Annotated in this window: 8 protein-coding genes; 5 read left to right on the forward strand and 3 right to left on the reverse strand. The window is 64.5% G+C overall.

The window, feature by feature from the left end:
• Positions 1–37 precede the first annotated feature (37 nt).
• On the reverse strand, positions 38–556 hold the full coding sequence (locus J1M87_RS19420) for a GtrA family protein (protein ID WP_374222403.1): 519 nt from the start codon (positions 554–556) through the stop codon (positions 38–40).
• A 47-nt stretch (positions 557–603) separates the two neighbouring features.
• Here J1M87_RS19420 and J1M87_RS19425 point away from each other — a divergent pair, with 47 nt between their 5' ends.
• Genes J1M87_RS19425 through J1M87_RS19435 form a run of 3 tightly spaced genes read left to right on the forward strand, consistent with a single transcriptional unit; the run spans position 604 to position 4,710 of the window.
• Positions 604–2,055 carry an FAD-binding oxidoreductase gene (locus J1M87_RS19425; protein WP_241257138.1) on the forward strand — a complete coding sequence of 484 codons (1,452 nt, stop codon included), beginning with the start codon at positions 604–606 and terminating at the stop codon, positions 2,053–2,055.
• Entirely contained in the window at positions 2,052–2,816 is a 765-nt protein-coding gene (locus J1M87_RS19430) for a decaprenylphospho-beta-D-erythro-pentofuranosid-2-ulose 2-reductase (RefSeq protein WP_206491192.1), read from the forward strand. Before J1M87_RS19425 ends, J1M87_RS19430 begins: the two co-directional genes overlap by 4 nt.
• Positions 2,817–2,820: 4 nt before the next feature.
• Positions 2,821–4,710, forward strand: coding sequence for a galactan 5-O-arabinofuranosyltransferase (locus J1M87_RS19435; RefSeq protein ID WP_206491193.1), 1,890 nt, complete (start codon positions 2,821–2,823; stop codon positions 4,708–4,710).
• Positions 4,711–4,750: 40 nt separating this feature from the next.
• On the opposite strand, the gene J1M87_RS19440 is transcribed toward J1M87_RS19435, so the two are convergent.
• Both J1M87_RS19440 and J1M87_RS19445 read right to left on the reverse strand, forming a co-directional pair.
• Positions 4,751–6,163 (reverse strand): amidase family protein, encoded by a 1,413-nt coding sequence (locus J1M87_RS19440; protein WP_206491194.1) that lies wholly within the window; start codon positions 6,161–6,163, stop codon positions 4,751–4,753.
• A gap of 34 nt (positions 6,164–6,197) precedes the next feature.
• Positions 6,198–6,947 carry a helix-turn-helix transcriptional regulator gene (locus J1M87_RS19445; RefSeq protein ID WP_206491195.1) on the reverse strand — a complete coding sequence of 250 codons (750 nt, stop codon included), beginning with the start codon at positions 6,945–6,947 and terminating at the stop codon, positions 6,198–6,200.
• Between the two features lie 268 nt (positions 6,948–7,215).
• On the opposite strand from J1M87_RS19445, the gene J1M87_RS19450 reads away from it, so the two are divergent.
• Together J1M87_RS19450 and J1M87_RS19455 are read left to right on the forward strand one after the other, a co-directional pair.
• Positions 7,216–8,985, forward strand: a complete 1,770-nt coding sequence (locus tag J1M87_RS19450) for a glycosyl transferase (RefSeq protein ID WP_206491196.1) — start codon at positions 7,216–7,218, stop codon at positions 8,983–8,985.
• A gap of 1 nt (position 8,986) precedes the next feature.
• Complete coding sequence (locus tag J1M87_RS19455; protein ID WP_241257139.1) at positions 8,987–12,190, forward strand: arabinosyltransferase domain-containing protein; 3,204 nt, start codon at positions 8,987–8,989, stop codon at positions 12,188–12,190.
• Positions 12,191–12,192 lie beyond the last annotated feature (2 nt).

Genomic DNA, 12,192 nt, shown 5'->3' on the forward strand with positions numbered 1-12,192 from the left:
GCGTACCTCTGGGTACGCAAAAGGCGCACGACGGGAGCTAGCGAATCTTGAAGATCACCAGACGCTGAACCACGAAGTTGATGACCGTCGCCGTGCCCTGTGCCACGACGAAGGCAACGTTGGCGTACCAGAAGCCATCAGGAAGCACCTGGTAGAGCCCGGTATAGATGCCCACCTGGACCGCGAACGTGACTGCGTACAGTGCCACGACCGCGAAGAACCTGGCCCGAGACGGGGCAGCATTGAATGTCCAACGCCGGTTTATCAAATATGCAGTGGTGGTACCGAGGACGAAGCCGATGGCCTTCGCGAGCGTCACGCCGACGCCGAACACGAAGTGCAGGATCAGGTTGATGCCTTGGTCGACGATCGCCGACAGCACACCCGTCGCCAGGAAACGCAGCACCTGCGTCTTGAGATCGAGGGACGCGTCGGCGATGTTCTCGGTCAGCGGCAGCTCGACGGGTAGCGGGACGTGATGCTGCAGCTCTTCGTCCTCGGGCGACCAGTCGTCGCCCGTCGAGCCTTCTTCTGCGGAGCGGTCGGGAGTGGACACGAGGACTGACACTAGCCGCTGCACCGATGCGGGTACCCTCTTGAGCGATGTCCACGACAGCCGACGACGCACTCTTCCCCCTGGAACCACAGGCCGGGAACACTGCGCCGCTACCCACGCAGACCCGCACACTCACCGGTTGGGGCCGAACTGCGCCCTCCACCGGAGAGGTGCTCTCGACCTCCGACCCCGAGCTCATCGCCAGCGCGGTCAAGCAGGTCGCCGAGCAGAACGACTCCAAGCCGGCCTACCTGCGACGCGGCGTCATCGCCCGCGGACTTGGCCGTTCGTACGGTGACAATGCGCAGAACTCCGGCGGCCTCGTCATCGACATGAATGCTCTGAACGGCATTCACAGCATCGACGCGTCGACGCGCATCGTCGATGTCGACGGCGGCGTGAGTCTCGATCAGCTGATGCGTGCCGCGCTGCCGTTCGGCCTGTGGGTACCGGTGCTGCCGGGTACCCGCCAGGTCACCATCGGCGGGGCCATCGGCACGGACATCCACGGTAAGAACCATCACAGCGCAGGCAGCTTCGGAAACCATGTGCGCTCGATGGAGCTGCTCACCGCAGACGGTCAGATTCGCCGCCTGACGCCCTCGGGCAAGAACGCCAAGCTCTTCTGGGCGACGGTCGGCGGCAACGGCCTGACCGGCATCATCCTGCGCGCGACCATCGAGATGACGCCGACGGAAACGGCGTACTTCATCGCCGACGGTGACGTCACCAGCACCCTCGACGAAACCATCGCCCTGCACAGCGATGGCAGCGAGAACAACTACGACTACTCGAGTGCCTGGTTCGATGCGGTCGCGCCGCCGCCCAAGCTCGGCCGAGCGGCCGTGTCGCGCGGATCGTTGGCTCGCCTCGACCAGCTCCCGGAGAAGCTGCAGAAGGATCCGCTGCGCTTCAACGCGAAGCCACTCGTGACGTTCCCGGACATTTTCCCGAACGGTCTCGCGAACAAGTACACGTTCTCTGCGGTCGGCGAAGTCTGGTATCGCAAGTCGGGTAACTACCGCAACAAGGTGCAGAACCTCACGGCGTTCTACCACCCTCTCGACATGTTCAGCGAGTGGAACCGCGCGTATGGCTCCAAGGGATTCCTGCAGTACCAATTCGTTGTGCCGCCGGAGGCTGTCGATGAGTTCAAGAAGATCATCGTCGACATCCAGAGGTCGGGCCACTACTCGTTCCTCAACGTGTTCAAACTTTTCGGGCCCGGAAACAAAGCGCCACTGAGCTTCCCGATCCCGGGCTGGAACATCTGCGTCGACTTCCCGATCAAGCCGGGCCTGAACGAGTTCGTCCGCGAACTCGACAAGCGGGTGCTCGAATTCGGTGGCCGTCTCTACACCGCGAAGGACTCGCGCACCGACGCCGAAACGTTCCACTCGATGTATCCGAGAATCGACGAATGGATCAAGGTCCGTCGATCCGTTGACCCCACAGGCGTTTTCGCCTCCGATATGGCAAGAAGGTTGGAACTGCTGTGACGATAGATGCCGTCGGTAACCCCCAGACGATTCTGGTTCTGGGTGGCACCAGCGAGATCGGTCTCGCGATCACCGAGGAGTACCTGTCGAGCTCTCCGGCACGTGTCATCCTCGCCGCGCTTCCGAATGATCCGCTGAGGGAGGCCTCCGTCGCCCAGCTGACCGCCAAGGGTGCCAAGTCCGTCGAGGTCATCGACTTCGACGCGCTCGACACGGCCTCGCACCCGAAGGTGATCGACGCAGCCTGGGCCAACGGTGACGTCGACGTCGCGATCGTTGCGTTCGCCGTCGACTTCGATGCCGAGCAGCTCTGGCAGGACCAGCGCAAGGCCGTCCTCGCCGCGAACATCAACTACACCGCCTCCGTCTCGGTCGGCGTACTGCTGGGCGAGAAGATGAAGGCGCAGGCCTACGGGCGCATCATCGTCATGTCCTCGGTGGCAGGCGAGCGGGTCCGCCGTTCCAACTTCGTCTACGGCTCCACCAAGGCCGGACTCGACGGGTTCTACCTCGGGCTCGGAGAAGCATTGCGCGAGTTCGGACCTCGGGTCACAGTCGTTCGCCCAGGCATGGTGCGCACCAAGTTCAGCGCGCACGTCAAGGAAGCCCCGATGACGGTCGACAAAGAGGTCATCGCGAAGCTCGCGGTGAACGCGTCGCGGAAGGGCACGCCGCTGATCTGGACTCCGGCACCGTGGCGTCTGGTGATGATGGTGCTGCGGCACGTTCCGCGGCCGATCTTCCGCAAGCTGCCCATCTAACTGCATGAGTGTCGGGGTTGCGCCGGTGCGCAGAACTGCTGCTGCCGTCGGAGAAACAGTTGCCGGAATCATCGTCGCAGTCGTGGTGGCGACGGTCGGGTTGTACGCCTTCTCACTCGTGCAGTGGCCGGCGTTCAACTCCTCCAATGTCACGCGGGCGCTGACGACGCTCGGGCAGGTGGTCGCGGCGGCACTGTTCGCCACGTCGATCTATCTGTACCGAATACACAAGTGGCCGTGGATCGCTCGACTGTCCGCGTGGATCGGACTGTCCGGTTTCGTCACCGTCACTCTCGGGATGCCCTTGGCGGCAACCAAGCTCTATCTTTTCGGCATCTCCGTCGACCAGGAGTTTCGTACCGAATACCTGACGCGACTGACCGATTCCGCGGCACTGCGCGATATGACGTACGTCGATATCCCGCCTTTCTACCCGGCTGGTTGGTTCTGGCTCGGTGGCCGTGTCGGCAACGTGTTGGGCATGGACGGCTGGGAAGTGTTCAAGCCGTACGCAATCGGACTGCTCGCCGTCACATCGGTGGTTGCATTCGTATTGTGGAAGGCCCTGATTCGTAGCGACTGGGCCGTCGCCGTCAGTGCTGTGACCACCGCCCTGGTGGTCGCCTACGCCTCCCCCGAGGCCTACAGCGCCGTCATCGTGCTGCTGTTCGCCCCGGCACTGATTCTCGCCTGGGGTGCGCTGCACCGCACCGCATCGGGCGGGTGGGGCGCGGTGGTCGGCACCGGGCTCTTCCTCGGACTTGCCGCGACGTTCTACACCCTCTACCTCGGTCTGGCCGCGTTCACCGTGGTGCTCATGGCCTTGTTCGCCGCAGTGCTCGCCTATCGCCAGCGGAAGACCTGGCGGGCGGTGGTTCCCGTCGCAATCAAGGTCGCTGCGATCGCTGCCATCTCCGGCGTCATCGCGGCCACGGTGTGGTTGCCGTACCTGATCGATTTCCTGCGCGGCGCGCCGTCCACGTCGGGCACCGCCCTGCACTACCTGCCCGAAGCCGGTGCGACACTCCCCTTCCCGATGTTCGAGTTCTCTCTGCTCGGCATGGTCTGCCTCGTCGGAACGATCTGGGTCGCGGTGCGCTTTTCGTCCTCACGCCGCGCTCGAGCACTCGGTGTCGGCGTCGTCTCGGTCTACCTGTGGACGCTGCTGTCCATGGCTGCCACCGCGGCAGGAACCACCCTGCTGTCGTTCCGTCTGGAAGCGGTGCTGATCGTATTACTGGGCAGTGCAGGAGTTTTCGGATTCCTCGAAGGCACGTACGCGATCTACCAGGCGATCAATGAGCCACCCAAGTTCCGGATCGCGGCCGTGGTCGTGGCGACCATCGGCGCGATGGCGTTCGCGCAGAACATTCCGCAGGTGCTGCAGACCGAGATCACCGTCGCGTATTCCGATACCGACGGCGACGGCGTCCGCGCCGATATGCGCCCGCCGAGCGCGGTCTCCTACTACCAGGAGGTGGACGACGCCCTGGCCGAGCAGACCGGTCGGCCGCGCGACGAGACCGTCGTCCTGACCGCCGACACCTCGTTCCTGAGCTACTACCCATATTTCGGATTCCAAGGACTGACCTCGCACTACGCCAATCCGTTGGCCCAGTTCGATCAGCGAGCAGAGGCCATCGAGCAGTGGACCGAGCTCGAGACCCCCGACCAGCTGATCGACGCGCTGGACAACAGTCGGTGGCGCGCGCCGGACGCATTCCTGTTCCGCCGCGGTGCCGATGGCTACACCCTGCGCCTGGCCGAGGACGTCTACCCCAACGACCCGAACGTGCGGCGCTACACCGTCACCTTCGACGAGTCACTGTTCGAGGATCCGCGCTTCACCGTCACCGATATCGGGCCGTTCGCACTGGTGGTGCGCACGGGGTGACGGGCTGAGCCAGCGCGCCCGGTAACGCATGTTTGCAGAGCTATTCGAGCACCTGCGCGAACCGATCGGTCAGAGACAGAAGCCGGGCGTCGTCGCCGGCGAGTCCGTCGAATTCGATTCCGATCGGCAGCCCGGCCTCGGACATGCCTGCAGGCAGTGAGATTCCCGGTGTACCCAACACTCCTGCCAAGTTCGCATAGGTCGTATACAGGGGGAAGGGCGCGACGTGCTCGCCGTTCAGCTCCACCGTGTTGTCGTGTCCAATGGGCCGGGCCACGACCGGTGATGTGGGGAAACAGAGTGCCGTGACATCAGCGTCAGTGAGCTTGGCGGCGTAACTGAGTTTGATCTGATTCAACTCGTCCAGCACAGCGTCGTAGTCGGTCCGATCGACCGGGTTGTCCCACACCGCTGACCACACTGCACGCACGTCGGGACTTCCGATGCCTGCGCCCAGGCTCTCCATGTCGATGGGATCCCCGGAATCTGCGAGGTAGCGCGCCACTGCGATGGGAAATTCGTACAGTGCGATTGGTAGTCCGATCCGGTTTGCCGTCTCGAACTCCGCCGTCAGATCCAGTTCGACGACGGTAGCGCCTGCAGCGCTCAGCGCATCCAATGTTGCTGTGTAGGTGCGGAATACGTCGGGGTCGAGATCTTGGACGCAGATGTGTGCTGGTCGTCCGATACGTACGTCCCGGAGGTCGCCGGCCGGATTGGAATCATGTGCGATTCTGCGGTGTGCGAGTACGGAATCCACTGCCCGTACGTCGTTCACTGTTTGTGCGATCACGCCGACTGTGTCTCGTGTCCAGGAGATGGGCACCAGACCCGCAGCAGAGTAACGGCCGAGGGTCGGACGGTAGCCGACTACACCACACAGGGCCGCAGGCAGTCGCGACGAGCCCCCGGTATCGGCTGCCAGAGCACAGGGCACCAGTCCTGCTGCGACGGCGGCGGCACTGCCTCCGCTGCTGCCGCCGGCGATCTTCGACTGATCGTGTGGATTGCGCACCGGGCCGAAAACGCCGTTGTTCGAGGTGATTCCGAAGGAAAGTTCGTGCAGGTTGGCCTTTCCGGCCATGATGGCACCACCCGCGTTCAGAGCCTCGATCACGGGGGCGTCGCTGGTCGGTACGTGATTGCGCAACGCCGAGGTACCACCAGTGGTGCGGACTCCGGCAGTGTCGATGATGTCCTTGGCGACATACGGCACTCCCGACAGCTCAGGGCGCGTGCCCACCTCCAGCCGATCGATCCGATCGGCGGCCGCGAGCACCGCATCCGGATCAACTGTGATCAGGCAGTTCAGATCTGCTGACGCCTCGGCCACCGAGAGAAAGCGTTCGGCGTGAGAGGTAGCTGTTGTCCGGCCTGCCCGAACGTCGTCCGCGATCCGACGAACAGAGCCTGGGCCACCGTCGACGATGCCAGGCAGTTGATTCAGAGTCATACAGGCAGTGTGGCGCGCAGCGTCCCTGCCCACATCAACGAATTTGTTGATTTTCTGCCTTCCGAACAGCTGCAATCAGACCCATCCGCGAAGACACGTGGAGCTTGCCGAAGACGTGGGAAAGGTGGGTCCGCACCGTGGCGTAGGAGATGCCGAACTGTTCGGAGATTTCGGCATCGTCGAGGCCCCGGAGAACTGCGACAGTGATCTGACGTTCGCGCGGAGTCAGAACCGTACCGATCACCGAAGGCAATTCAGCTGTGACTTCGGGCCGTACAGACAGTTGGGTGCACAACGACTTTCCGATGATTTCCAGCAATGCACGTTCGGTGCGACCGAACGGACCGCGGCTCTTGGTACGCCAGATCCGCAGGTCACCAACCTGCTTCCCACCGGCGTAGCCGAAGAAATTGAGGCCGTAGTACAGCCCGTCCACGGCGAGGAAGTCGTTGTAGAACTCGGTGTTGATCAGTTCTGTACGTGGTAGAACCTCGTGGACATCCTTCGCATGCTGGTGGTATCGAGCCATCGCCGGAGTCAGCGGGTCGTGGAACTGATAGTACTGCTCGTAGCGCAGCAGATTCGCTGGGTCCATCCCTTTGGAGACGCCCGAATCATAAGCTCCCACAGCGTAATCCCAGACATAGGATGCAAAGTACTCGGCACCGAGTAAATCCATCAGCGCCGTGCCCACCCGATCCCGTAACTCACCGGACGGCAACTGCGCCTGCAAAGCCTCGGCAATATCGCCGAACAACGCACCTTGAACCCGATCGAAGTGCATGTCAACACTTTCCGTCCAGTGAAAACAATTGGTCTACGTCGGTCCGCGAACGCGCATCGCAGGCCACAGGTACCTCGCCTCGCTACCACAGCCTATCCACGGGCTCGATCACCAGCCACTCTTTCGGCGACGCTGTCGGCACCGGCGAACGACCGACCGCGTGCCCTCTCGAGCAGAACGCGATCAGCAGGCAAAACTCCAGATCTGCCGGTGTGACTCGAGTCCTAGACGTTTTCACCCACCGTGATCCTTCTGTAACCTCGACGCGATGACCACCCACGACCAGAGCGTTCTCGAGCGGCAGCCGACCACGGCACCCTCGCGTCACTCGGGCGTCGGGCGTGGTGACGTCGTGGCGGCCGTCGGATTTCTGATCGCCGCCGTGTACGTCCTGCAGGGTCAGTGGCGCAATCTGAGCGGCGGCTACCTCTACAACAGTGGCCAGGATCAGACGATGTGGGAATGGTTCTTCTCCGTAGCCGCCCACGCCGTCGCGCATCTGGACAATCCGCTGTGGAGTGACCTGCAGAATTACCCCCTCGGGGTGAATCTGATGGCGAACACGGCGATGTTCGGCATTTCGATCCCGCTGGCCCCCATCACTCTGCTCTTCGGACCGACCGTCACCTGGGCCATCGCCCTCACCGCGGGCCTGGCCGGTACCGCATTCGCCTGGTACTGGCTGTTCTCCCGTCAGCTCAACGCATCCAAGGGTGCCGCGGCCATGGGCGGCGCGTTGTGCGGCTTTGCGCCCGGAGCGATATCGCACGCCAACGGCCACCCCAACTTCGTGGTGCTGTTCCTGCTTCCGGTCATCGTGATGCTGGTCACCCGCATCGCACGCGGCGGCGGGACCACCAAGAACACCGTCGGACTCGGGTTGATCGTCGCGCTGCAGATCCTGCTCGGCGAAGAACCGCTGCTGATCTTCGCGATGTCGTTCGCCATCTTCACCGTCGTCTACTACCTGTCCCGGCCGCGTTCGCTGTGGCCGGCCGTTCGCAACGCCGCACCCCGGCTCGCGGTGTCCGCCGGTATCGCGCTGACGCTCGTGGCATTTCCGCTGTGGTGGCAGTTCTTCGGCCCGCAGTCGTACTCGTTCCTCGAACACGGCCCCATGGGCAACGACGCGAAAGCCCTCGTCCAATTCCCGACGCAATCCATCGGTGGCGTCACCTCACCCGGGCAGGACGTCCGCATCAACGCCACCGAGGAGAACGCCTACTTCGGCTGGCCACTGCTGGTGCTGTGCCTGATCGCAGCCGTATGGATGTGGCGCGTCGCCTGCGCCCGCGCCGCCGCCGCCACAGCCGTCGTCATGAGCGTGCTCTCGCTGGGGTCGACACTGGTCATCGGGACGAACGACACCGGCATCACGTTGCCCTGGGCCGAGCTCGCCGACTACCCCCTCGTCGAGTCCGTCCTCGAGACCCGCTTCGCATTGGGCGCGGTACCCGCCCTGGCACTGCTGCTCGTGCTGGCCACCGATCGGACGTTCCGCAACGGACTCCGTCCACTGCCCGCGTTCTGGATCGCCGGACTCGCCCTCGCACTCGTTCCCCTGATCCCGACGCCGTTGGTCGCGGTCGACAAATCTCCGACCCCCCAGTTCTTCTCCGACGGCGACTGGAAGAACTACGTCGACGGCGGCTCCGTGGTCACCGTGCCACTCCCGCGGCCCGAGGACGCTCGCCCACTGCGCTGGCAGATGGACGCAGGCATGGACTTCAAGCTCGCCGCCGGATACTTCGTCGGGCCGAGCGACAAAGAAAACAAAGTGGCCAAATACGGTGCCGTCGACCGGCCAACGGCACTGCTGTTGGGCTCGGTCTACAACGATGGCACCGTCCCGGAGATCACGGACGAGCAACGCGCGCAGGCACTCGACGATCTGCGGTTCTGGGAGGCAGACGTCGTAGTCCTCCCCACCAGCAATCGGACCGTGGTGCTGCGCACCACCGTCAGCACACTGCTCGGCCTCGAGCCTGTCTACACCGGGGGCGTATGGGTGTGGGATGTGCGGACGCTCGTCCAATAGCATGGCCCGCGTGCCTGCATCCCCTGATCCACACGCCGCTGCGCATGGAAGGGATCACGGGAAGATCCGGTTGATCGCGATCATCACCGGAATCCTCGGCGCAGTCCTGGCCATCGCCACTCCACTGCTGCCGGTCCAACAGGACCTCGCCACCCTGTCGTGGCCGCAGAGCACCTTCGGCAGCGTCGACGCCCCACTGGTCAGCTACTCGCCGCTCGATATCGAGGCGAGCATTCCGTGCAACGCCGTCACCGAGCTCGACGGGGACGGCACGGTGGTCTCCACAGCACCGACACAGGCTGCGAAGTCCGAACAGAAGGCGCTGATCGTGCGGGTGGACGACGGCCGGCTGCAGGTGCTGCTGCGCGACCGTGTTCTCGGCGAGGCCCCCGTCGGCGACCTGAGCGATGGCTGCGCGTTGACCATCTCCTCCAACGCCACTCGGACGGTCGTCGACCTCGACGGTGCCGAGAACACCGTCGACGCAGACATCCGGCCCCAGGTCGTCGGCATCTTCACCGATCTCACTGCCCCGGTGGACGGCCTGAACGTGCGCGTCGACATCGATTCCCGCTATTCCTCGACTCCGACGGCGTTCAAGCTGCTGGCCATGGTCCTCGGGGCGCTCGCCGTCCTCGCGTCTCTGTTCGCCCTGCATCGAATCGATGGCCTGGACGGTCGACGCCACCGCCGCTTCCTGCCCTCGCGCTGGAAATCGATCACGGGCGTCGACGCCGTCGTGGTGGGCGTACTGGTGCTGTGGCACTTCATCGGCGCGAACACCTCCGACGACGGCTACCTGCTCAACATGGCCCGCGTCTCCGAACACGCCGGCTACATGGCCAACTACTTCCGCTGGTTCGGCGTCCCGGAAGCGCCGTTCGGCATGCCGTACTACGACATGCTCGCCGCCCTGGCCAAGATCAGCACCGCCAGCATCTGGATGCGTCTGCCCGCCACCATCGCGGCACTGCTGTGCTGGCTCGTCATCAGCCGTGAGGTGATCCCCCGCCTCGGCCGCGCAGTACTGACCAACCGGGTTGCGCTCTGGACCGCAGGGCTGGTGTTCCTCGCGTTCTGGCTGCCCTACGACAACGGGCTTCGCCCCGAACCGGTCATCGCACTCGGTGCACTGCTGACGTGGTGCTCGATCGAACGCGCGATCGCCACCGGACGCCTGTTACCCGCTGCGGTCGGCACCCTGATCGCTGCGTTCTCCCTCGCCGCCGGGCCGACCGGGCTGATCGCCGTCGCCGCGTTGCTCGCAGGACTGCGGCCGATTCTGATGATCGTGATCAAGCGAGCGCGGGCGGTCGGTCTGGCCGCAGTTCTCGCACCGCTGATCGCGTCGGGACTGGCGGTGCTGATCGCGATCTTCGCCGACCAGACTCTCAGCAGTGTGCTCGAGGCGACACGGGTGCGCTCGGTCATCGGACCGAACGTGCCGTGGTTCGAGGAACGCGTGCGCTGGGACGCCCTGATGACCATCTCGCCCGACGGCTCGCTCGCCCGACGATTCGGCATGTTCGCAATGCTGCTGTGCATCGTCGTGTGCATCGCGGTGATGCTGCGCAAGAACGGACGCATCCCCGGCACGGCCACCGGGCCATCGCGTCGCATTCTCGGAATCATCCTCGGCGCACTGGCTTTGATGATGTTCACACCGACGAAGTGGACCCATCACTTCGGGGTGTACGCCGGCCTCGCAGCGTCGCTCGCCGCACTGGCCGCAGTGGCCGTGACCGCCGCCACCGTGCGATCCCCGCGCAACAGAACTCTGTTCACCGCCGCCGTACTGTTCATGACGGCCGTGGCGTTCACCAGCTCCAACGGCTGGTGGTACGTGTCGAGCTACGGCATTCCGTGGTTCGACAAGCCCCCATCCATTGCCGGAAAAGGCTTTTCGACGATCCTGCTCGGCCTGACAGTGCTGACATTGCTCTACGCCGCCTATCAACATGTCCGAATGCCCTACCGCAGAGACGAACCCGCCACGCGTCGACGCTTTGCCCCGTCCGCACTGACCATCGTCGCCGGCGGTGTCGTCGCCTTCGAAGTGCTGTCCTTCGTCAAAGGTGCAGTAGCGCAATATCCCGCGTACTCGATCGCCCGCTCGAACTTCTCGGCGCTCGTGGGCAACTCCTGCGGACTCGCCGGTGACGTGCAGGTGGAAACCGATGTCAACGGCTCGGTACTGCAACCGATCGACCCCGGTGCCGACGCACTCGGAGCAGGCGGAAACACCGGCTTCACCCCCGACGGCGTCGCCCGAGACCTCACCGCAGACTCCGAGGACACCGCCCAGGGCAGCGCCAACTCCATCCGCCCCGCAGACTCCGAACAGAGCGCATCGAACACCTCGTCCAACTCCGCTGGCACCTCGGGCGGCACCAGCGAGAACGTCGGAATCAACGGCAGCACAGTCGCTCTGCCGTTCGGACTCGATCCCGCCACCACCCCCGTGCTGGGCAGCTTCGGTGCCACCGAGCCTGCATCGCTGACCTCCGGCTGGTACGCACTGCCCGAGGACGGCGACCTCATCGCCATCGCCGCCGCCGGCCGCATCCGCTCGGTGGACAAGGACGGCGTCGTCACCCCGGGCCAACGCGTCGAACTGGAATACGGACGCCGCGACGGTGACGACGTGCTCACACTCGGCCGCGTCACCCCGCTCGATATCGGGCCGTCGCCCTCGTGGCGGAACCTGCGGGTCCCGATGAGCGATCTGCCGGGCGACGCCGACGTCGTCCGCATCATCGCCGAGGACAACGACCTGTCCGGTGACCAGTGGCTCGCCGTCACCCCGCCGCGCGTGCCGAAGACGCAGACGTTGAACTCACTCGTCGGATCGAGCGATCCGGTGTTGCTCGACTGGGCCGTCGGGCTGGCGTTTCCCTGCCAGCGCCCGTTCGATCACCTCGACGGCGTCGCAGAAGTACCGAAGTACCGCATCCTGCCCGACCGCACCGGTGCAGAATCCACCAACGCGTGGCAGGACTCGTTCGGTGGCGGCCCGCTCGGCTGGACCGAACTGCTCCTCGAGGCGCAGACCCTGCCGTCGTACCTCGCCGACGACTACGCCCGCGACTGGGGTTCGATCGAGAGATACACGCCACTCGACCCGTCCGCACGGCCGGCCGACATCACCGTCGAGCAGCAGTCTCGGTCCGGATTGGCCAGCGAAGGACCCATGAAAACCGACTGATT

Source organism: Rhodococcus sp. KRD162 (assembly GCF_017168335.1).
Classification (GTDB): Bacteria; Actinomycetota; Actinomycetes; order Mycobacteriales; family Mycobacteriaceae; genus Rhodococcoides.